The organism is Arthrobacter stackebrandtii (assembly GCF_017876675.1).
In the GTDB taxonomy this organism is placed as follows: Bacteria; Actinomycetota; Actinomycetes; order Actinomycetales; family Micrococcaceae; genus Specibacter; species Specibacter stackebrandtii.
On the sequence record NZ_JAGIOI010000001.1, the window covers coordinates 4,105,217 to 4,125,645 of the forward strand.

Annotated in this window: 19 protein-coding genes; 9 read left to right on the forward strand and 10 right to left on the reverse strand. The window is 68.9% G+C overall.

Annotated elements, in window-relative coordinates; genetic code table 11:
* Positions 1-5 precede the first annotated feature (5 nt).
* Complete coding sequence (locus tag JOF48_RS17970) at positions 6-1,901, forward strand: ABC transporter ATP-binding protein (RefSeq protein ID WP_209683192.1); 1,896 nt, start codon at positions 6-8, stop codon at positions 1,899-1,901.
* Positions 1,898-3,838, forward strand: a complete 1,941-nt coding sequence (locus JOF48_RS17975; RefSeq protein WP_209683195.1) for an ABC transporter ATP-binding protein — start codon at positions 1,898-1,900, stop codon at positions 3,836-3,838. Before JOF48_RS17970 ends, JOF48_RS17975 begins: the two co-directional genes overlap by 4 nt.
* 204 nt (positions 3,839-4,042) lie before the next feature.
* Here the strand turns inward: JOF48_RS17975 and JOF48_RS17980 are convergent, their stop codons facing one another.
* Both JOF48_RS17980 and JOF48_RS17985 read right to left on the reverse strand, forming a co-directional pair.
* On the reverse strand, positions 4,043-5,347 hold the full coding sequence (locus JOF48_RS17980; protein WP_209683198.1) for an RNA polymerase sigma factor: 1,305 nt from the start codon (positions 5,345-5,347) through the stop codon (positions 4,043-4,045).
* On the reverse strand, positions 5,344-5,721 hold the full coding sequence (locus JOF48_RS17985; protein WP_209683201.1) for a YciI family protein: 378 nt from the start codon (positions 5,719-5,721) through the stop codon (positions 5,344-5,346). The genes JOF48_RS17980 and JOF48_RS17985 overlap by 4 nt, the downstream gene beginning before the upstream one ends.
* Positions 5,722-5,905: 184 nt before the next feature.
* Here JOF48_RS17985 and JOF48_RS17990 point away from each other — a divergent pair, with 184 nt between their 5' ends.
* Positions 5,906-6,484, forward strand: a complete 579-nt coding sequence (locus JOF48_RS17990) for a hypothetical protein (protein WP_209683203.1) — start codon at positions 5,906-5,908, stop codon at positions 6,482-6,484.
* A gap of 45 nt (positions 6,485-6,529) precedes the next feature.
* On the opposite strand, the gene JOF48_RS17995 is transcribed toward JOF48_RS17990, so the two are convergent.
* Together JOF48_RS17995 and JOF48_RS18000 are read right to left on the reverse strand one after the other, a co-directional pair.
* Complete coding sequence (locus JOF48_RS17995; RefSeq protein ID WP_209683205.1) at positions 6,530-7,183, reverse strand: response regulator transcription factor; 654 nt, start codon at positions 7,181-7,183, stop codon at positions 6,530-6,532.
* Positions 7,184-7,198: 15 nt separating this feature from the next.
* Entirely contained in the window at positions 7,199-8,467 is a 1,269-nt protein-coding gene (locus JOF48_RS18000) for a sensor histidine kinase (RefSeq protein ID WP_209683207.1), read from the reverse strand.
* Positions 8,468-8,581: 114 nt separating this feature from the next.
* On the opposite strand from JOF48_RS18000, the gene JOF48_RS18005 reads away from it, so the two are divergent.
* From JOF48_RS18005 to JOF48_RS18015, 3 genes are all read left to right on the forward strand, one after another.
* On the forward strand, positions 8,582-9,328 hold the full coding sequence (locus JOF48_RS18005; RefSeq protein ID WP_209683209.1) for an ABC transporter ATP-binding protein: 747 nt from the start codon (positions 8,582-8,584) through the stop codon (positions 9,326-9,328).
* A complete protein-coding gene (locus JOF48_RS18010) occupies positions 9,325-10,629 on the forward strand; it encodes an ABC transporter permease (protein ID WP_209683210.1) in 1,305 nt (434 codons plus the stop codon). Before JOF48_RS18005 ends, JOF48_RS18010 begins: the two co-directional genes overlap by 4 nt.
* A gap of 110 nt (positions 10,630-10,739) precedes the next feature.
* Positions 10,740-11,087: a UBP-type zinc finger domain-containing protein gene (locus JOF48_RS18015; RefSeq protein WP_209683212.1), complete on the forward strand. Its 348-nt coding sequence runs from the start codon at positions 10,740-10,742 to the stop codon at positions 11,085-11,087.
* Positions 11,088-11,131: 44 nt separating this feature from the next.
* On the opposite strand, the gene JOF48_RS18020 is transcribed toward JOF48_RS18015, so the two are convergent.
* The 4 genes from JOF48_RS18020 to JOF48_RS18035 form a co-directional block, all read right to left on the reverse strand.
* Positions 11,132-11,803, reverse strand: a complete 672-nt coding sequence (locus JOF48_RS18020; protein ID WP_209683215.1) for a M23 family metallopeptidase — start codon at positions 11,801-11,803, stop codon at positions 11,132-11,134.
* The gene (locus tag JOF48_RS18025) at positions 11,800-12,831 is read right to left on the reverse strand and encodes an aldo/keto reductase (protein WP_209683217.1); all 1,032 of its coding nucleotides are present in this window, start codon (positions 12,829-12,831) and stop codon (positions 11,800-11,802) included. The genes JOF48_RS18020 and JOF48_RS18025 overlap by 4 nt, the downstream gene beginning before the upstream one ends.
* 38 nt (positions 12,832-12,869) lie before the next feature.
* Entirely contained in the window at positions 12,870-13,739 is an 870-nt protein-coding gene (locus JOF48_RS18030) for an NAD-dependent epimerase/dehydratase family protein (protein WP_209683219.1), read from the reverse strand.
* Between the two features lie 82 nt (positions 13,740-13,821).
* Positions 13,822-14,658: an ion channel gene (locus JOF48_RS18035; RefSeq protein WP_209683221.1), complete on the reverse strand. Its 837-nt coding sequence runs from the start codon at positions 14,656-14,658 to the stop codon at positions 13,822-13,824.
* Between the two features lie 308 nt (positions 14,659-14,966).
* Here JOF48_RS18035 and JOF48_RS18040 point away from each other — a divergent pair, with 308 nt between their 5' ends.
* Complete coding sequence (locus JOF48_RS18040) at positions 14,967-16,298, forward strand: hypothetical protein (protein WP_209683224.1); 1,332 nt, start codon at positions 14,967-14,969, stop codon at positions 16,296-16,298.
* On the opposite strand, the gene JOF48_RS18045 is transcribed toward JOF48_RS18040, so the two are convergent.
* On the reverse strand, positions 16,284-17,714 hold the full coding sequence (locus JOF48_RS18045; protein WP_209683226.1) for an aminotransferase-like domain-containing protein: 1,431 nt from the start codon (positions 17,712-17,714) through the stop codon (positions 16,284-16,286). The genes JOF48_RS18040 and JOF48_RS18045 overlap by 15 nt on opposite strands.
* Before the next feature lie 67 nt (positions 17,715-17,781).
* Positions 17,782-18,957, reverse strand: a complete 1,176-nt coding sequence (locus tag JOF48_RS18050; RefSeq protein ID WP_209683228.1) for a calcium:cation antiporter — start codon at positions 18,955-18,957, stop codon at positions 17,782-17,784.
* A gap of 219 nt (positions 18,958-19,176) precedes the next feature.
* Between JOF48_RS18050 and JOF48_RS18055 the strand changes: the two genes are divergently transcribed.
* Both JOF48_RS18055 and mtnN read left to right on the forward strand, forming a co-directional pair.
* Positions 19,177-19,644: an S-ribosylhomocysteine lyase gene (locus JOF48_RS18055; RefSeq protein WP_209683230.1), complete on the forward strand. Its 468-nt coding sequence runs from the start codon at positions 19,177-19,179 to the stop codon at positions 19,642-19,644.
* On the forward strand, positions 19,641-20,426 hold the full coding sequence (mtnN, locus tag JOF48_RS18060) for a 5'-methylthioadenosine/S-adenosylhomocysteine nucleosidase (protein WP_209683233.1): 786 nt from the start codon (positions 19,641-19,643) through the stop codon (positions 20,424-20,426). Before JOF48_RS18055 ends, mtnN begins: the two co-directional genes overlap by 4 nt.
* Positions 20,427-20,429 lie beyond the last annotated feature (3 nt).

The window sequence follows — 20,429 nt, forward strand, 5'->3', positions numbered from 1 at the left end:
AGCGCATGGCGAACCACGACACGACCCTCTTTTCATCCCTGGCCCGCATCGGACCGCAACTAAGACCCATCATGTGGCGGCTCATCTTCGGGCTCCTTTCGGCGCTCGCCGCAAGCGTCGTGGCGCTGGCCATCCCGCAGGTCTACCGCGTCCTCGTCAACAACGCCCTGCAACCTGGAAACGGCACAGGCGCATTGTGGCTGGGGACCGCCGTCGTGCTGGTCCTTGGCATCATGGAGGCCTGGCTGCTGGTGCTGCGCCGGCAGCTGGTGATCGTTCCCGCCACCACGGTGGAAACACGCATGCGCACCAGTTTCTACCGCCACCTGCAAAACCTCTCCGTGGAATTCCATGACCGCTGGGGCTCCGGCCAGCTGCTCAGCCGCGCCATGAGCGACCTCAACTTCATGCGCCGCTGGATGGCATTCGGTGCCATCATGCTGGTGGTGACGGCCCTGACCGTGGCCATCGGCGTGGCGCTGATGTTTTCGATGAGCTGGGAGCTTGGCCTGATTTTCCTGGCGGCAGCCGTGCCGATCGTGATTTTCGGTTTCACCTTCCGCCGCTCGTACGGCCAGGCCAGCCGCAGGAGCCAGGACCAGGCCGGCGACCTTGCCACGGTGGTGGAGGAATCCGTCCACGGCATCCGCGTGCTGAAGGCGTTTGGCCGCGGCAGGGAGGCGCTTGATTCCTTTGCCGGGCAGGCGCAGGAGCTCCAGGCCACAGAAATCCACAAGGCCAAGTCGCTGGCCACCTTCTCCCTGGTGGTCACCCTGCTGCCCGAGCTGGCGCTGGCCGCGGGCCTCGTGGTGGGCATTCTGCTGGTACACGCCGGCAGGCTCGACGTCGGCACCCTTGTTGCGTTTTTCGCCACCGCCGCCGTGGTGGCCGGGCCGGTGGAATCCATGGGGCCACTGCTGTCCATGACGCTGACCGCCAAGACTGCGTTGGATCGGCACTTTGAGGTCATGGACGCCGAAAGCACCATCACCGATCCGGAAGAGCCGGTCCATCTGGGCGCAGTGCGCGGAACCCTGGAATTCCGGGACGTCCACTTCCGCTTCCCCGACACCCCGGAGGGCACGGCCGACCTGCTCAACGGCATCGACCTGGAACTGCGGGCCGGGGAGACCATGGCCCTGGTGGGCGTCACCGGCAGCGGCAAGAGCACGCTGCTGAACCTGGTCCCCCGCCTGTTCGACCCCACCGGCGGGGCGCTCCTGCTGGACGGGGTGGACATCCGGCGCATCCCTTTGGCAGAACTGCGCACCCACGTCTCCGTGGCCTTCGAGGACACCACGCTGTTCTCCAACTCGGTGCGAGAGAACGTGCTGCTGGGAGCGGCCGACCACCCGGGCCTCTCCGCCGACGAGGTGCTCGAACAGGCGCTCGACGTGGCACAGGCCGGCTTTGCCCACACCCTGCCCCAGGGCGTTGACACCCTGATTGGCGAGGAAGGGCTCAGCCTGTCCGGCGGCCAGCGCCAGCGCATCGCCCTGGCCCGCGCCATTGCGGCGAAGCCGGCCGTGCTGGTGCTCGACGACCCCCTGTCTGCCCTGGACGTGAACACGGAGGAGCGCGTGTCGCGGCGGCTGCGCCAGGTGCTGGAGGGCACCACCACGCTGATTGTGGCCCACCGCCCGTCCACTGTCGCCATGGCGGACAGGGTGGCACTGCTGCAGGACGGGCGGATTACGGCCGTAGGCACACATGCGGTACTGCTGGCCGGAAACGACCACTACCGTTACGTCCTGGCCAGCCTGGACACCGAGCCCAAGGACCTTGACAGCGGGCTCGACGACGAACTGCCGGACGACCTTGGCACCGGGCCGCTGCCCGTCGCGGTGCGCACCGGCGCACCCAACCCGGCCGCAACCACTTCAAAGGGGACCAAAGCATGAGCCGCAGGGACAAGCGCAGGCAAGGTCCGGCGTCGGCCGTCTCCGTGGATGCGCGCAACGCAGAGACGGCGCAGGGCACCGCCGGCGAGGACCGGGTGGAGCTGAGCCGGGCCGACAGCAAGGCCGTGCGGCAGCGTTCCGTCAGGCTGCTGCGCACCCTGCTGCGCCCGGTCCGCGTCAGATTTGGCATCACCGTGGCGCTGGTGGTGCTCTCACAGGCGGCGAAGGTGGCCGGGCCGCTGCTGATCGCGTTTGGGATCGATTCCGCACTGCCGGCACTGGACGACGGCGACTGGCTGCCCCTCGCGCTCACGGGCGGCGGCTACGTGGTGGCGGCCCTGGCCGCATCGTGGCTGACTGCCGCGTACCTGACGGCGACGGCGCGTTTGAGCCAGGCGATGCTGCTGGACCTGCGCATCCAGGTGTTTAGGCACACGCAGCGCCTCAGCATGGAATTCCACGAAAATTACACGTCGGGGCGCATCATTTCCCGCCAGACCTCCGACCTTGAGGCGCTGCGGGAGCTGCTGGATTCGGGCATCTCCTCACTCGCGTCGGGTCTGGTGTTCATGGTGCTCACGGCCGCGTCCATCTTCGCGCTGGACTGGGTGACTGGCCTTTTGGTGCTGCTCTCCGGCGTGCCCATGTACTTCCTTTCGCGCTGGTACCAGGTCCGCTCCCAGGCGGCCTACCGCTCCTCGCGGGTGGTCTCGGCGCGGCTCATCGTGCACTTCATCGAGACCATGACCGGTATCCGGGCGGTCAAGGCGTTCCGCCGCGAGGAGGACAACGCCGCCCGCTACGACGAGCTGGCTGAGGACTACCGCCGGGTCACTGTCCGCTCCATCAACCTCAACGGCGTGTTCCAGCCCGGCCTGGTGCTGATTGGGAACATCGCGGTGGCCGCCGTGTTGCTGGCCGGCGGCTACCGCGTGCTCGGCGGGGCGCTCGAGGTGGGCGCGCTGCTGGCGCTGCTGCTGGCGACGAAGCGCTTCTTCCAGCCGGTGAGCCAGATGGCCATGTTCTACAACTCCTTCCAGTCGGCGCAGGCTGCGCTGGAGAAGGTGTCCGGGCTGCTGGAGGAGGTGCCCACGGTCCGGCCGCCGCGCAATCCCGTCCCGCTCCCGCACGCCCGCGGCGACATCCGCTTCACCGGCGCCGAGTTCGGCTACGGCGACGGGCCGGTCATCCTGCCGCACCTGGACCTGCACATCCCTGCCGGGCAGACCGTGGCCGTGGTGGGTGCCACCGGTGCCGGAAAGTCCACCCTGGCCAAGCTGATGGCCCGCTTCTATGACGTACGTTCCGGTTCCCTGGCGCTCGACGGCGTGGAGTTGCGTGAGCTCTCCACCGACGACCTGCGCCGTGCGGTGGTCATGGTGACGCAGGAGGCGTTCCTGTTCAGCGGCACCGTGGCAGACAACATTGCGCTGGGCCGGCCGTCGGCCACGCGGGCCGAGATTGAGGCCGCCGCCCGCGACGTCGGCGCCGACGAGTTCATCCGCGCCCTGCCCGACAGCTACGACACCGACGTCAACAAGCGCGGAGGGCGCGTCTCCGCCGGGCAGCGCCAGCTCATCTCCTTCGCCAGGGCGTTCCTGGCCAACCCGGCAGTGCTGATACTGGATGAAGCCACCTCCTCCCTGGACATCCCCTCCGAGCGCCTCGTGCAGGAGGGCCTGCACCGGCTCCTCGGTTCCTCCGCCGGCGGCGGTGGCGCAGCGGCTCCCGCCACAGGCAGCGCGGGCGGCACAAGGCACGATGGCGCCCGGACAGCCGTTGTCATTGCCCACCGGCTCTCCACCGTGGCCATCGCGGACCGGGTCCTGGTGATGCACGACGGCCGCATCGTGGAGGACGGCTCCCCCGCCGAGCTGCTCGCCGGCGGAGGTCGTTTCGCGGACCTCCACGGCGCGTGGCAGGATTCCCTCGTCTGACCTCCGCTGCTGCCGGCGGCTGCCAGGCCCGACGGCGGCCTACCTGCGGCGGGTGGGCCGGGCGCCGTCGTGCTGAAGCCCGGGCCAAGCGTGCTGTTCTGCGCAACGCTGGCGGCTGGCACGACGCGGAGCGCTGTTATGCGTCACGCCGGCACCAAGCTCCGCGCAGAACAGCACGGTCGCTGCACTGCGCTGAGGGCAGGTTCACGCGGGGCCCATGTCCGCCGCACGGCGCAGCAGGTAGTCCCGCACCCCTGGACGGCTGGCCATGTCGGCAGCGGCGGCGAACTCGGCAGATGCTTCAGCCCTGCGGCCCGCCCCGGCCAGCAGCTCAGCCCGTGCCGCATGGTAGGGCTGAAAACGTTCGACGGCGGAGCGCACCTCCCAAGGTGCACCGTCGCCTATGCGCTCAATCGCCGAAAGTCCCGCTGCGGGCCCATCGACCCTGCCGATGACGGCCGCCAGGGCCACACGCGCGCCCAGTCCCGGAGCCACAGCCACCAGCGCGGTGTAGAGGGTTCGCAGCGCATACCAGTCCGTGGCACCGGTGCGGGCGCGGGCGCAGTGGACGGCCTGGATGGCAGCCTCGAGCTGGAACCGGCCGGGTGCACTGCCCGGCGTGACAGTGGACGCCGCACGCCGCAGCAGTGCGTCACCCTCGGCCATCATGCGGGCATCCCACATGCCGGGGTCCTGTTCGTCGAGCGGAAGGTAGGCGGGCACCGGGCCGGCGGGGACTCGTTCCGACCCCGTCCGGCCCCGGTCCCTTGCCACGGAAAGGGTGATGAGTGCGGCCAGTCCCCATGCCTCGGACTCGCCGGCCAGCAGCCGAGCCAGGGTCCGGGCCAGGTATTGGGCCTCCCCGCGCAGATCGACTTCAGCTCCACCCATGCCCGGCCCGTCCTGGTCCCATGCCATGGCGTAGCAGCCATAGACCGCCTCGAGCACGGCGGGCAGCCGCTCCGGCATGGCCTGGCGCCCGGGAACCACGAACGGAATGCGGGCTTCCTTGATCCGCCGCTTCGCCCGCACCAGTCGCTGGGCCATGGCGGAGGCGGGGACGTTGAATACGGCAGCGATCCGGGCGGCGTCGAGGCCCAGTACGGTTTGCAGCATGAGCGGGGTGCGCACGGCCGGGTCGATCGCGGGATGGGCGCAAACGAACAGCAGTTCCAGCCGCCTGTCGCCGATGGCGTCCACCTCGACCTCCTCGAGGCGTTCATCCGGGGCTCCCAGCCGGTCCGCAGCCTCCAGGGGAGCCAACGAGCGCCGGTAGGCAGACTTCCAGGAATCCCGCTGCCGGTTGCGCGCCACCGTCAGCAGCCAGGCCTCCGGGTTGCGGGGCACCCCGCCGGCAGGCCAGCTGGCCAACGCCTGCTCATACGCTGCAGAGAGCGCATCCTCGGAGCCCGCCAAATCGCCTGTCGGCGCCGCGAGCAGTGCGAGCAGGCGGCCATGCGAGGCGCGTGCCGTCCGCCCGGCGACCCCCCACGCCTCCCCTCCGCTCACGTATTGGGCACCCACGCGCCGTCGACCGTGAACACGCCTCCCGGGCGGACTTCAACGGCGCCCCATTCGATTGAGGGGGCCTGCCGCCCCCACTCGATGGCTGCGTCGAGGTCGGGGACGTCGATGACGAAGGTGCCGCCCAGCTGCTCCTTGGTGTCGGCGAACGGCCCGTCCTGCACGTGCAGTGCGCCGCCGGCCATGGTCAGCGTGGTGGTGTTGGCGGAGGGCTGGAGCACCTCGGCGGCCAGCAGCACGCCGGCCTGGTGCAGCGTGGCGGCGTAGCTGGCAAAAGCCTGCTGCCCCGCGGCCAGCACCTCCTCGCCGAGCGTGGCGGCATCCATTTCCGGATAGTGCAAAAGCAGTGTGTATCGCATGGTTCATTCTCCTTCGTGATGGTGCCGCCGTCCATGTCCGACGGCGGCCGGCCCACCAGGGCGTGTGCCCCGGCGGCTGCGCGCAGTGTGCGTGCACAGTGGTGACGATCGGGGCGGGGCCGGATCGACAAGCAGACCCGGGCAGTTGCCGGCGGCTCCCTTGGCTGGCGCCTAGACTGGCCCCATGGCCCAGTCCCCGGCACCGGTCATCACCGCCCTCGCCACCTCCCCTCCGCAGTGGTGGGAGGTCCTTGGGGCGCTTGGCCCGCTCGCGGTCCTGCTGGGTGCCGGGGCGGCTGCCGTCCTGGGCGCCTTTACGCTCAGGCAGCGGACACGCGCTGATGCGCTCGCACTGGCCCAAAAACGCGAAGCGGATGAGAGGGCACTGGAACAAAAACGCCGCGCCGACGACCGCAGCGAATGGTGGCGGCGCGCCGAATGGGCGCTGGACCGTGCACTGGACGGCCGTCCCGCGACCAGGGCCGTTGGCCTCTCCACCCTGCAGGTGCTGGCCCGCAGCACGCTGGCCCGCGCCGAGGAACTGGAACTGTTCGACACCGCCTGGGCCAGCGTCAGCGATCCCCACAGCGGGAGCGGCGGCCGCGACAACGAGGAACCTGTCCGCCCCGTGCAGGCACTGCAACCGTCCCCTGGTGAACGCCGCGTCCAGATCGCGGCGGCCAGGCTGCAGGTCACCCTCGACGACCGCCTGGGCCGGACCACTCCCGAACAGGTCAGGGCACTGGCCGGGGAAGCGTTCTAGGTCCTGCCTCCGCGGCGCACGGGCACGCACCAGCGGCGCACATGTTCACCCGTCCAGAAACAGGAGCACAGCCTTGACCCGGCGGTGCCCGTCGTCCGGCACCAGGCCGAGCTTGGCGAAGATGTTGCCGATGTGCTTGGCCACGGCGGCGTCGCCGACCACCAGTTTCTGCGCGATCGCCTGGTTCGCCAGCCCCTCCGCCATGAGCGCCAGCACTTCCCGTTCACGCGGGGTGAGCGATGCGATGGGGCTGCCGGTCTTCTTCGCGATCAGGTGCGCCACCATTTCCGGATCGATGACGGTCCCGCCGGACGCCACGGTTTCCAGGGCGCGGGAAAAATCGGCGATCCGCCCGATCCTGTCCTTGAGCAGGTACCCCACGGCACCGTCACTCCCCGAGAGCAGTTGCGCGGCGTAGGCGTCGGCCACGTATTGCGAGAGCACCAGGACCGGCACCGGCCCGTGTACGCGCCTGATCTCCAGGGCCGCCTGCAAGCCGTCGTCCTGGTTTCGCGGGGGCATGCGCACGTCCGTGACCACCAGGTCCGGCAGGCCTCCGTCGCAATCCGCGGCCTCAACGGCGGACACCAGCCCGGGTGCGTCCACGGCGGTGGCGATGACGTCGTGCCCCATTTTTTCCAGCAGGCTGGTCAGGCTCTCCCGCAGCAGGGAGGAGTCCTCGGCCAGGATGATGCGCATGGGTGCTGCCTTCTCTCAGGAAATGTTCGACGCCGGATGGCCGGCTTCTGCGGGCAGGGAAAGTTCCAGCGTGGTTGGCCCGCCAACGGGGCTGCACAGGGTGAGTGAACCGCCGAGGGTTTCGGCCCGTTCACTCAAACCGCGCAGGCCGGTGCCACGGGAGGTGTCCGCCCCGCCGTGTCCATTGTCGGCCACGCTCAGCAACAGGGCGCCGCCATCATGGCGGGCCCTCACACTGACGTTCGTGGCGTTCGAGTGCTTGAGCGCATTGGCGATGGCCTCGCTGGCGGTGAAGTAGGCACAGGCTTCCGTCGCAGCGTCCATCCGGCCCACGGTTGCTTCCAGGGTCACCGGCAGCCCGGCCCGGCCACACAGTTCGGCCAAGGCAGCCTCAAGTCCGTGGTCGGACAGAACTGCGGGGTGGATGCCACGGACCGTGGTGCGCAGGGACCGCAGGGCGTGCTCGGCCTGGTCGTGGGCGGTGGCAACCGACGCCCTGGCCTCCGCGACGGGCGCACCGGCGCGTTCGACCAGCTCAAGGTCCATCCCGGCCAGCCCCAGCGCAACGGAAAGTGCCACGAGTTCCTGCTGGACGCCGTCGTGCAGGTCCCTCTCGATCCGTTTGCGCTCCTGCTCGAACGCCGCCACGAGCGAGACCCGTGACAATGTGAGCCGCTCCAGGTTGCGCTGCAATTCCACATTTCGCGGTGCCAGCAGGAAGCGCGCCAGCGAGGCCTGGCCGGCGGCGAACAGCATATTGATGTAGGGCAGCGCGGCCAGCAGGAGCACCCCCGCCAGACACACAATCCACACTTGGCTGGGGGCCAGGGGTATCTGCACGTCGCCGAAAAGCGTGACCGCAGAGGGCCCGCGGGAGGCCGCCACCACCATGGTCACCATGACCGCGAGCGCGGCAATCTCAACGGCGAGTAAAGCCAGGGCGAGCCAGCCGAGGAGCAGTGTTGTGACCAGGTTTCCTGCGGCCCGCCAGGTGGCTGCTTCGCTCATGCGGATGTTGAGCCAGATGTAGCGCTGCTCGCGGGCCACCGGCGCATGGGCGGAGGGCACCTGTGCGAAGCCGAGCAGTTGGACGCGGCGCCGCTCCAGTGCACCCAGTCCCAGTCCCCAGAAGGGGATGAAGACAAAGGTTGCCACGACGACGGGCAGCAGCACCGCCCCCAGCACCGCACTGAGCAGCATGTAGAGCAGCGCGAGCCACGGCCAGCGTGAGGCCCAGAACTGCCACGGCCTGGCTGCGAGCGCACCCCACGCCGTTGTTTTCATGGCTTCAGGCTATCTCGTTCCATGCCCGCTCCCGGGCAGGGTAGAGCCTGCACCACCCCCAAGTGTGGCCCCTGCTCCACTGTATTCACAGGGCATCCTTGATGGACTGTGGGCATGAACCCGCCCCTCGTTGCCGCCGATTCCTTGGCCACGTCATTTCCCTCCCGTTCACGCAAGGAACCATCCGTCCCTGTGCTGTGTGGCATCTCCCTGGCCGTCATGCCCGGGGAGATGGTTTCCATTGTGGGTCCCAGCGGCTCCGGGAAGTCCACCCTCCTGTATTGCCTCTCAGGCTTGGAAAGCCCGACGTCGGGCATGGTCACCTTGATGGGCCAAGACCTCGCAAGCCTGCGGCGTCCACGCGTGGCGGCCCTTCGTCGGGACCATGTGGGGTTTGTCTTCCAACAGTTCAACCTGGTGCCGTCCCTCTCCGCCCGTGAGAATGTTGCGCTGCCTGCCAGGCTGGCCAGGCGTCCGCTCGACGCAGCCGCTGTTACTGCCGCCTTGGCTTCCGTGGGGCTCTCGGAGCATGGGCGCAAGCGGCCCGGCGAACTGTCCGGGGGCCAGCAGCAACGGGTGGCCATTGCCCGGGTCCTGGCACACCGGCCGGACGTAGTGTTTGCCGACGAACCAACCGGCTCCCTCGACACCTCAAATGGTGCCGAGGTCCTGGCGCTGCTTCGCTCGGCAGCCGCGGCAGGCTCCACGGTTGTCCTGGTCACCCACGACCTTGAAGCTGCTGCGCTCGCAGACCGGGTGCTCGTCTTGCGTGACGGCTCCATCCACACGGAACTGCACTCCCCCACTCCTGATGCTGTGCTTGGTGCTGTTCGTTCGGCTGGATCGGCTCTCACGCGATGACCCGCCTGCTGCTTGCCGACCTTCGCACCCAGTGGCGGACGTGGCTGGGCGTCCTTGTTCTCGCCGCAACGGCTGGCCTGGTGCTGTCCATTGGGGTGTCCGTGGCAGAAACGGGCTTTGTCCTGGGGGGAGAGTTCCAGGAGGGCCTTGCGGGCATGGCCGGGATGATCCTCATGTTCAGTGGCGTCAGTGCCATGGGTGTGCTGGGCAGTGTCGCCGCCCTCACCGTCCAATTGCAGCAACGCTCTTACGCCCTGTGGCAATTGCTGGGCGCACGGTCCGGTGCCGTGGGCGCCATTGTCATGGCCCAGCTGCTGCTGGTGGCCCTTGCGGGCTCGCTGCTCGGCATTGCGGCAGCGCCGCCCCTGGCACGATCGATTTTCAGCTGGGGCTTCCCGGCAGATTCCATCCTGCACGGCATCCAGGTCGCCTTTGGCCTGCCCACCGTGGTGGGCACCCTGTTCGCCGTGTGCCTTCTGGTCTTCGTGGGTGGGTGGCGGCCTGCACGCAGGGCCGCCCGGACCGAACCCCTGGAGGTGCTGCGCGAGGCTGAGCCCAAGGGCAGGGCCATGGGTTGGCTGCGCTGGGTGTTCTTCGCCCTTGCAGCCTCCGGCTTGTACGGCATCGCCGCCGAGATGTTCGTCCCTGACCCGGCCCCCGGCATCACGCCGCTGATCGCACCGGCGATGGCCGCCGTCGTGCTCTTCCTTGGGCCTTTCCTCTACCCTCTGGTGCTTGCGGCCTGGACCGCGCTTGTTCCGGGGAGCGTCTCCTCCGCCTGGTTCCTGGCGCGGCACCGGCTCGGTTACAGCACCGCCGCCATCACTCCCCTCTTTGTGGGGATCAGCCTGACAGGCGGGCTGCTCACGGCGGCGGCCACGCAGTTCAAGGGCGAAAGCGTTGCGGTGGAACAACTTGTCATCATGCTCGGCGGCCCAATTTTGCTGGCTGCGGTGGCATCGGCCGTGGTGGTGTTCATGGGCAGCCGCACTCGCGGGCAGGAGCTGGGACTCCTGCAGGCAAGCGGCGCGACGCATCGAACACTTGTTCTAGCCGCGCTTTTTGAGGCATTGGTTTACGTCGTCACGGCCAGCTTGTTGGCGTTCGTGGTGATTGTTGGCAGCGGCGTGGTCATTGCTGCCGGATTGAGCGTCTCGGAGCCGGGGACCGCGCCACGCTTCGCCTTCGGGGCTGCGGCTGCCGTTGCGGCCCTGGGCGGGGCTCTGGTTTTGGTGGCGACCTTGCTGCCCACGGTGTTGGGTCTGCGCAAGGACGTCATCAGCGCCCTGTCCGCGGAGTGAGAACCGCCGTCGGCAAAAGTGCCGTTCGGGGTGCTGCACCGCACAGTGGGCTGGGGCCGCCACCTGGCGTAGGCTGGATCCAGCAGGCATTCCTGCGGGAGGAGGCACCCATGAACACCACTGCCGGCATCGATCCCACGGTCCCGCCAAGCGGAAACGGCTGCGCCGAGTGCGAGACGGGCGGCGGGTGGTGGGTCCACCTGCGCCGCTGCGCCCAGTGCGGGCATGTCGGTTGTTGTGACAGCTCCCCTGCGCAGCACGCCTCGGCCCACGCAGCGGCCACGGGCCACCCTGTCATCCAGAGTTTTGAACCCGGCGAACACTGGTTCTGGGACTACGGCACGGAAAAATTCCTGAACGGCCCAAAACTGGCCCCTCCCGAACACCACCCGGCGGACCAGGCCGTGCCGGGCCCGGCCCACAGGCTGCCAAGGAACTGGGAAGAGCAGATCCACTGACCCAGGTGGCCTGCACCTGGCCTGGAGCCTTCACAGCCCAACCCTCAGAATGGCTCAACCACCGAGCCCTCACCGGGCAGCCCGGATCCCCGGTCCACTGGTCCGGAGGAACGGCGCGGCCATTCGCGGAAGCTGCTGAAACGCAGCGGCAGGCCCCGGGCCACGGCCAGGTCCATGCTGTCCATGGCCTGGACGTGGACATGCGGTTGGGTGGAGTTGCCTGAGTTTCCGCATTCGGCCAGCAGACGGCCTGCCGCAACCGTGTCCCCGACGGCGACCCGGATCGAACCGCACCTCAGGTGGACCAGGGCAACAAACACGCCCGGTTCCAGTTGCAGGACCACGTGGTTGCCCGCCAGGGCGGCGGCGCCCCGGCGCAGCCTCCCGGGCTGGCCCAGCATGTAGGGCAGCAGCGCCAGTTGCGAGCGCCGGGCCGCATGGTCCTCCTCGCCGTCGTGGGCAGCAACCACCACGCCGCCGGCAGGGGCAAGGATGGCCCGGCCAAAGGCGAAAAACCGCTCCGGCGGCTCGGTGGCGAGAACGGTGCGCCAGTCGCGCCCCGGCGCGCTCCTTCCGGAGCCGTCAACGCCCACAAAGTCAATGGCCCAGGAGCTGCCCAGCAGCTCCGTGCCATGGCTGGGCACCCGCCGGGCCGGGCTGTTCTGCACCAGCCAGGTCCCCGTGAACGGCAGGCGCAGCCGGACGGTGCGGTTCACCGGCCGCCGGCGATCTTCCTGCTGCGCTGCTCCTGCGCCTTCGGACCGTACGGGTAAACGCCCAGGTCCGGTTCGCTGACCAGGGTGAGCTGGTCGACTTCGCGGGCCGTCAGGGCCAGTTCGGCGGCACCAAGGTTGTCGGCCAGCTGCCCCGTGGTGCGCGCCCCCAGAATCACCGAAGTCACCCCGGGCCGCCCGGCCACCCAGGCCAGGGCCACCTGCGACGGGGAGGTTCCGCGCGCCGCGGCAATGTCAGAGACCGCCGCGACCACGTCCCACGTGTGCGGGTTGGCATTGCGCTCGGCCCAGGCTTCCATGCCCCGCTGCGGGTTTTCGCCCAGGCGGGTGGCACCGGCCGGCGCCTGGTCCCGCACGTACTTGCCGCTCAGCCAGCCTCCGCCCAGCGGCGACCACGGAAGCAGCCCCATGCCGGCGTCTTGGGCCGCCGGCACAATTTCCGCCTCGATGCCCCGCACCAGCAGGCTGTACTGGGGCTGCAGTGTAACCGGCAGGTTCCAGCCGTGGGAGCGGGCCACGTGCACCGCCTTGGTCAGCTGCCAGCCGAGGAAGTTGGAAAAGCCGTAGTAGCCGATCTTCCCGGCCGTGACGGCGTCATGCAGGAACCGCAGCGTCTCCTCGACCGGGGTGATGGGGTCCCAGGCGTGCATCTGGTACAGGTCTATATGGTCCACGCCGAGCCTGCGCAGGGAATCATCCAGGGCACGGGTGAGGTGCCTCCTTGACGTCCCGACATCGTTCGGAAGGCCTCCCATGGGGAAGCGGCCCTTGCTGGCCAGCACGACGGCGTCCCTCACCCCGGGGCGTGCGGCAAGCCAGCGCCCGATAATCTCCTCCGAGGCGCCGGCGGTGTAGACGTCTGCCGTGTCGATGAAGTTGCCGCCTGCGGCCAGGTAGTTGTCAAGGATGGCGTGTGAGGCCGCCTCATCAGCCTCCGCACCGAAGGTCATGGTCCCCAGCGCGTAGTTTGAAACGACGGCGCCGCTGTTGCCCAATGTCCGGTATTCCATGGTTCTCCTCTTTTCGTGGTGTGCTGCGGATCCGCAGCTCAGTCCCAGCCGCCCGGGGCCGCTTCCCGGGCCGTGCGCCAACTGTGTTCGGGCTCCCAGCCGAGCAGGCGGCGTGCCTTGTCAATGCACAGCAGGGTTTCGTGTTCCCCCAGCTCCCGACGCACCTCGACGCCAGGGAAGACTTCGGCCGCGAGGCTGGCGCTGTGCCGGGACATGACGGTGTCGGCGTTGGCGATGATGTAGGCCTCAAATCCCGGCCGTGCCGTGGCCAGCGCACAGGCCACCGCCCGTGCGCCGTCGCGCCCGTCAATGTAACCCCACAGATTCCATTTCCGGGCCAGCGGGTCGGCGTCATATCCGGGAAATGCTGCATAGTCGGCCTCGTCCATGACGTTGGAGAAGCGCAAGGCGCAGATGGACAGTGCCGGATCCCAGCGCACCAGCTCCCGCGCCATGGTCTCTTCCAGGTGCTTGACCAGCGAGTAGGTGCTTTCTGGGCGGGCCGGGTATTCCTCGTCCACGGGCAGGTAGGGAGGGGCGGTGTCGAACGGCAGCCCCAGCACCGTCTCGCTTGACGCATAGGCGATTTTTTTGATCCCGGCGCGGCGCGCGGCCTGGAACACGTTGTAGGTGGACAGCATGTTGTTTTCAAAGGTTGCCGCGTCCGGGGCCAGTCCGGGTGCTGGAATGGCCGCCAGGTGCACGAGTGCGTCAAAGCCGTTGTGGCGGTCGTCCAGGCCAAGGAGCACATCCAGCACCTGGCCGTAGTTGCGCAGGTCAACTGCCACCGTGCCGGGGCCGCGCTCCCCCGCCCGGTCCAGGTTGAACACCTGGTGGCCGTCCGCGGCCAGTCCGCGCACCACGTGCCGTCCCAGCTTTCCGCTGCCGCCGGTTACTGCAATTCTCATGAGCTTCCCCTCGTTACGATGCCTTCTTCCCCTCCACTCTAGGACCCTGTTGCAGGCCGGCGCGAGGGTGGGTCGCCAAGAATCACGGGCGGTGTACCGGCCGGCGGCGCCCACAATGGGTACACACAGCCCGCCGGCCACCCGTGGGCCGGGACATGGCGCTGCCCGCCTGCACCTGCAGGCGCGTGCGGCCGCGCCGGGGTGTCCACTGTTCCCGGTTGGGTGCCTCTGGGTCGCGGCGCGGCGCCGGCTTCCAAGCCGAGACGACGCGGGCCATGGCGATCACCAGGAACAGGGTGCCCACCACGGCTTCCAGGATGGCCATGCTCTGGACCACAGGCCCCACGGGCACCTTGTCGCCGTAGCCTGTCGTGGTCAGCGTGGTGAAGGAGAAAAACGACTGGCTGGTCAAGGAGTTCGGTTCGCCGCTGCTGAAGAGCGGCACTTGCATCACCAGGGCAATGAAGTTGTATACGAAGGCAAACACGATCCCGAGGAGCACGTACATGGCGACGGCGGCCAGCAGCGTCTGCCCGTCCACGCGGCTCTTGTGCGACTCATGCACGCCAATTGCCACGGCCGCCAGCATGTAGGCCACGATGGGCGTTGCCGAGAGCATGGCATCCAGCAGGTGCCCGGTGGAGCCGGCAACCGCAACGCCCAGAACCGCCACCCCGGCCGCGAAGGCCGTCAGCGCGGCCAGGCGCATCACCAGTGTCCTGACGTCCGTCACCCGGAGGATGACCACCACAGTCACCAGTTGAAAAAGGAGTGCGACCTCGCTCGGCTCCGGGCTGTCCTGGGCCGCGCTGAAACCGTAGGAACAGGCCAACAGCAGCAGCGCCACCCCGGACCCCAGGTTGTGGGCGGACTTGCGCTGCCTGAAGGCAGCCCATCCCGTCAAAGCCCTTCCGGTCATGCCAGCTCCTCCCCCTGCAGCCTGCCGTAGCAAGCCGCCTCCCATGTCCAGTGCACAGCGTGACTACACCGCGGGCGGGCCGGACTTCACCCCTGTTTCGTCCCGGCGACGGCCGCGCTGCAACCGTGCACACAATCTTCATCCGCTGCGGGTGATGCCTTGAGGTCTTCTGCCGCGGTACATTCAGCACGGAGGTGCACGCGGCACCGTCCCGGAGCGGAGATGACGTGGCTACTCGAATGCACCCCAACGGGGAAACACCGGGCCGCGCGGATGGGCCGGCCCGGCCGCGGAAGGAAAACGCAGCCTTGACCGGGGCCCTCGGCGGACAAGGTGCACGGCAGGCGCCCGGCGGCACGGAGGGACACACGCGGGGCAGAAGGGCGCGGACGCGGGGCTGGACCCTGCTGGCCGCTGTTTTGCTCACCTTCGGTTCGCTCCTGGCACCGATGGCCGTGGCCGCGTCGTGGGCAAAGGTGCAGTTGAGCGACACCCAGCGGTTCGTCGTAAGCTACTCGCCGCTGGCCCGGGACGGGCGGATCCAGACGTTCATCACGGCAGAAACGCTGGCCGTGATCGAAGAACATGTGGACATCGCGGAGCTGACGGACCAGGTGTTTGACGGCATCACCGAGCTCGGCACCGGTCCCGCGGCGACGAAGGCACTCGAGGCGCTGAAGGGGCCCGCCGCACAGGGCGTGACGTCGCTGGTGGAATCGACAGTTGCATCATTTGTGGCCTCCGACGCGTTTGCGCAGACCTGGGAGGACGCCCTGAGGCTGACCCATGCGCAATTGACAGCCACCTTGCAAAACGATCCGCGGGCTGCCGTGGCCATTGGGCAGGACGGCTCGGTCGGCGTTCAGCTGGGCCCAATCGTGGAGCGCGTCAAGTCAGAATTGCTGCAGCGCGGCATGACGTTTGCCGAGCAGATACCGGCCGTCAACCGCACCATCACGGTGACGCATGCCGAGCAGCTCCCCTCCCTCCAGCTTGTCTACAATCTTGCCTTGGCGGCCGGTGCCTGGCTGCCATGGACCGCCTTGCTGTTCCTGGCTGCCGGGGTGCTGGTGGCGCGGCGGCGCCACGCCGCCCTGGTGTGGGCCGGCCTCGGCCTTGCCCTGGCCATGGTGATGCTGCTCGGCGGGCTGGCGGTGGGCCGCACATTTTTCGTGGGATCAGTTTCACCCGCCTTGATTCCGGTCGATGTGGCCCGGCTTCTTTTTGGGACGGTGACTTCCGGCATGGCAGCAACCGGCGTGTCCGCGCTGGTGCTGGCTGTGTGTGTTGCCGTGGCCGCATGGTTTTCCGGGCCGTTTCCGCCGGCCCGGGGCCTGCGCAGCCTCTTCGTGTCCGGGGCCGCCTGGGTGCGCAGCAGCGCCGAAGGCCACGGTGTCAGCACGGGCAGGACGGGTACCTGGCTGCACAGCCATCGGACGCTGGTGCGCGCCGCCATCGCAACAGGGGCCGCGGCGATCATCCTGTTTGTCCGGCCGCTGGGCGTGGGCGTGATCCTGTGGACCGTGGCGGGGGCCGTGGCCGCCGTGGCCGCCGTCGAACTCATGCGCCGGCCCCCGGCTGGCACCGTTGGAGGAGACCAGCCCGGCGACGGCGCCGCTGCAGTATCAGCGCCCGGCTGAGCCCTGCAGTTCCAGCAGGCCGGCAACGCGCTGGATACCGGCCCGGATCTGCCGGATCGAGGCGGCACTGTAGGAGAGGCGGATGTACGGGGCAGGGGGTTCGTCGACGTAGTACTGCCGACCGTCACCGATCATGACGCCGGCAGCGCTTGCGGCGGCGGCCAGGGCGGTGGAGTCCGCACCCACCGGCAACCGGACCCACAGGTGGATGCCGGAGGCCGGGACCGTGGCAACACGCGTGCCGGGCATGGCGCCGTGAACTTCGGCGACCATGGCGTCACGGCGTTCCAACAGTCCCGAGCGCAGGCGCCCGAGGTGGCGCGGCCAGGCTGCCGAGCTGAGCAGGGCAAGAGCAATTTCCTGGGTCAGCGCGGGCACGCACATGTCGTCGGCGATGCGTGCCGTGCGCAGCCGCTCACCTGCCGGGCCGCGGGCGGCTATGGCTCCCACGCGCAGCCCGGGGGCGGCCGGCTTGCTCAGCGTGGCGACGGTGACCACGTGTCCGTCGGTGTCCTGGGTGAACAGCTGGGGCGCGGCGGCACCGTCGAGCGACATGTTGCGGGCCCAGTCGTCCTCGATAATGAAGGCCCCGTGTTTCGTCGCCAGTGCCAGCACCTGCTCCCGGCGTTCCGGGCTGAGCACGGCGCCTGTGGGGTTGGAGCAGCCGGGCTGCAGGTAGATCAGCCTGGCACGGGTGCGTTCCAGTGCGTCGGCCAGCTGGGCGGGGATGATGCCCTCGGCGTCGGCCTGCACGGCGGCAATGTTGAGCCCGGCCGCCTGCGCAGCAATCGTTGCTCCCGGGTAGCCTGGGCTTTCGGTGATCAGTGTTGAGCCGGGGTCCGCAAGGGTGCGCATGGCAAACGCGAGCGACTGCTGGCCGCCGGGCATGACCAGAACCTCGTCCCGGTGGGCGCCCAGTTCCGAGGCAAAGGCCTCCCGCAGGCTGGGCAGGCCCATGGGAGGCGCCATGGTCCATGCGCGGTGGCTTTTGGCGCAGCGGGAGCCAATGGTGCGCAGCTCGTCGAAGGGCTGGAGTTCCGGCGCCAGGTAGCCCCAGGAGAGCTGGACGTGTCCGGCGGTTCCCGCCGAGCCAAAGCGACCGGCCCGGCCCGGATCCACCCGGGTGCGGCCCAGCGTGGACGACTGCCAGGCATAGTCCGGTTCATCGGCGGTCCCCGGGAGGGAGCCGGACCTTTCCTCCGGTTCCGGCCGGGGCGCCACGAAGGTGCCGCGCCCTGGCTCCGGGCGCACGATCCCGTCCTCGGCCAGCATGGTGATGGCCGCCGTGATGGTGACGGGGCTCGCCCCGTAGGCCTTGGCGAGGGTGCGCACCGAAGGCAGCTTGTCCCCCGAGTCCATTGCTGCCGCCTGCTGCCTTAGTTTCTCGGCGATGTCGCCGGCCCTGTCATTGCTCACAACGGCAAGCATAGATAGCGTTACTGCGAATGTCGCCTAAGTGTTACTGCACGTTGCGCGGACCCGGTCAGGAAAAGACCACGAGGCCGTAGACCGCAAAGACGGCCAGGTGGGCCGCGCCGTGCATGGCCGTGGCCTTCTTCGACGCGAAGGTGGTGATGGAAAGCAGCAGTGTGACACCTAGCAGCAGCAGGTTGGCCGGGGACTCGGCGAGCGTGACGGCCTGGCCTGTGAACAGCCCGATCAGCAGCACTGCCGGGATGGTCAGGCCCACGGTGGAGACGAGTGCGCCGTGGCACAGGTTGCTGACGCGTTGCGCCTCCCCCGCCAGGGCTGCCCGGATCGTGGTGATGGTCTCCGGCAGGAACACGATCATCGCAATCAGGATGCCCGAGAGGGCGACAGGTGCGCCGGCCCGGCCGAGCCCGTCGTCCAGGAGGGCGGCCATGTCATGCGAGAGCAGCACGATGGGCAGCACCGTGACCACCAGGACGCCCAGGCGCAGCAGCACCTCGGCGCGGTGCTCGGCGAGAATCTCGGTGATGGGCCGGCGCTGGGCGGGGACCTGGGCGCCTGAGGCGGTGCCGGCGTCGGACGTGGCAGCAGCGGCAGGCAGGCGGGGGTCCACCTCGGTGAAGTCGCCGGCCTGGGCGCCCATTTGGCGGACCAGGAAAAACGCGTAGAGGCCCATGGACAGCAGGATGATCGGGCTTTCCTGGCCCGTGGTGTAGGACCCGCCGGTCCCGATCAGCGCGGGAAGTGCGAATGCGAGCGAGGCCAGCACGATGATCATGGCGAAGTATGCGGACGTGCCGGTGCGGTTGTGGCGCAGGCCGCCGTGCCGCAGCCCGCCCAACAGGAGGGACAGGCCGATCACGCCGTTGAGGATGATCATGGACACCGCGAACACGGAGTCGCGGGCGATCGTGGCATGTTCGCCGGGTCCGAGCATGACGGCGGAGATCAGCACCACCTCGATCAGCACGATCGAAAGCGTCAGGACCAGTGAGCCGTAGGGGTCGCCGAGGCGGCGGGCCAGGTGTTCGGCCTCGTGGACCACACCGAAGGAACAGAGGAGGATGACCGCGATGATGGCGGCCAGCGCGGTGGCCAGCAGGGGCGTGGGCACGGGCGGTTCCAGCAGCGGCGCGGCAAGCATGAGTGCGGCCACGGCACCCCAGCCGACAATGATCCGCATGATGGCGGTGCGCGTAAAAATGGAGCGTGCAGTTTGGGAGACCATGGGGCTACCTGTTCCACGGGGCCGTCCCCGTGTCGCATGAACAGACGGGCCGTCCCGTCCGTGAATCTGGCAGGGCTGCCGTCAAGGGCAGCCCCAACCCAGAGTAGGCCACGGAGTTGACGAAAGGCCAGCCGCCCGCGGGACAGGGCTAAAATGGAAGGCAGCGCCCGGCGGCACGGAGACAGTCCTGCCGCACCTCCCACCCCTGAAGGCTAAAACATGAACCCCGAACGCATGAACGTGGAGTCGTTCAACCTCGACCACCGCACGGTGGCGGCACCCTACATCCGCGTCGCGGACCGCAAGCAGCTCCCGCTCGGGGATGTCATTACCAAATATGACGTGCGCTTCACCCAGCCCAACGCGGCACACCTGGAGATGGCTGCCATCCACTCGCTGGAGCACCTGTTTGCCGAGCACTCCCGCAACCACTCCGGCGCCGTCATCGACTTCTCCCCCATGGGCTGCCAGACCGGCTATTACCTCATCCTGGCGGGCGAGCCGGACCTGCCCGCCGTCATGGACCTGGTCGAGGCCACCCTGACCGACGTCCTGGGCGCCGCCGAGGTGCCCGCCGCCAATGAGATCCAGTGCGGCTGGGGTGCCAACCACTCGCTCGCCGGCGCACAGGATGCCGCCCGGGCATTCCTGGCCAAGCGTGCCGAATGGGAGCAGGTCACCGCATGAGCACCCTGTCCCCCTCAGCCGTAGACGTCGTCATCATCGCCGCCATGGAGGAGGAAATCACCCCCTTCCTGGAGCGCGCCGATTCCGTCGGCACCCCCGTCCGGGTGGGCCATTCCATCCAGCGCACGGGCCTGCTCGGCGGTGCCCGCACCTTGTTCGTCCAGGGCGGGATCGGCCTGGTGAACGCCGCCGGAGCCGCCACGTCCGCACTGCTCCACGCCGCACGCACCAACGGTGACGGCGTCCTGCCGCTGGTCATCAGCGCCGGCACCGCCGGGGGCCTGGGCGATGAAGTCCGCGTGGGCGACGTCGTCATCGGCACCGACACCATCAATGCCGACGCCGACGCACAGGCCTTCGGCTACAAGCTGGGCCAGGTTCCGGGCATGCCGGTTTCCTACCCTGTGCCGGATGCCCTGCTCGCCGCCTTCGATGTGGACCTGTCCGCGCCGCGGCTGGTCGAGACCGTGCACCGCGGGCTCATGGTCTCCAGCTACAAGTTCGTGGACCAGGAACGCGCCGTGGCCATCAAGGACCACTTTGACCAGGTGCTCTCCACCGACATGGAATCCTCCGCCATCGCCCAGACGGCCCACGTCCACGGGGCCCCGTTCCTGGCCATCCGCGGCATCTCCGACCTCTGCGGCCCGGCAGCCAATGCCGACTTTGCCACGCATGTCGACGACGCCGCCGAGCGTTCGGCCGAGATCGCCGCGGCGGTTGTGGCCGCATGGTTCGCGGCAAGGGCCGCCACCCGGGACACAACACCGGCCGCTTCCTAGCCC

Coding starts and splice junctions, on each gene's coding strand:
- JOF48_RS18000 (WP_209683207.1), bottom strand. CDS start 8,467: ATGAAAACAACGGCGTGGGGTGCGCTCGCAGCCAGGCCGTGGCAGTTC.
- JOF48_RS17995 (WP_209683205.1), bottom strand. CDS start 7,183: ATGCGCATCATCCTGGCCGAGGACTCCTCCCTGCTGCGGGAGAGCCTG.
- JOF48_RS18055 (WP_209683230.1), top strand. CDS start 19,177: ATGAACCCCGAACGCATGAACGTGGAGTCGTTCAACCTCGACCACCGC.
- JOF48_RS18050 (WP_209683228.1), bottom strand. CDS start 18,957: ATGGTCTCCCAAACTGCACGCTCCATTTTTACGCGCACCGCCATCATG.
- mtnN (WP_209683233.1), top strand. CDS start 19,641: ATGAGCACCCTGTCCCCCTCAGCCGTAGACGTCGTCATCATCGCCGCC.
- JOF48_RS18030 (WP_209683219.1), bottom strand. CDS start 13,739: ATGAGAATTGCAGTAACCGGCGGCAGCGGAAAGCTGGGACGGCACGTG.
- JOF48_RS17990 (WP_209683203.1), top strand. CDS start 5,906: ATGGCCCAGTCCCCGGCACCGGTCATCACCGCCCTCGCCACCTCCCCT.
- JOF48_RS18005 (WP_209683209.1), top strand. CDS start 8,582: ATGAACCCGCCCCTCGTTGCCGCCGATTCCTTGGCCACGTCATTTCCC.
- JOF48_RS18025 (WP_209683217.1), bottom strand. CDS start 12,831: ATGGAATACCGGACATTGGGCAACAGCGGCGCCGTCGTTTCAAACTAC.
- JOF48_RS17985 (WP_209683201.1), bottom strand. CDS start 5,721: ATGCGATACACACTGCTTTTGCACTATCCGGAAATGGATGCCGCCACG.
- JOF48_RS17970 (WP_209683192.1), top strand. CDS start 6: ATGGCGAACCACGACACGACCCTCTTTTCATCCCTGGCCCGCATCGGA.
- JOF48_RS17975 (WP_209683195.1), top strand. CDS start 1,898: ATGAGCCGCAGGGACAAGCGCAGGCAAGGTCCGGCGTCGGCCGTCTCC.
- JOF48_RS18015 (WP_209683212.1), top strand. CDS start 10,740: ATGAACACCACTGCCGGCATCGATCCCACGGTCCCGCCAAGCGGAAAC.
- JOF48_RS18010 (WP_209683210.1), top strand. CDS start 9,325: ATGACCCGCCTGCTGCTTGCCGACCTTCGCACCCAGTGGCGGACGTGG.
- JOF48_RS18035 (WP_209683221.1), bottom strand. CDS start 14,658: ATGACCGGAAGGGCTTTGACGGGATGGGCTGCCTTCAGGCAGCGCAAG.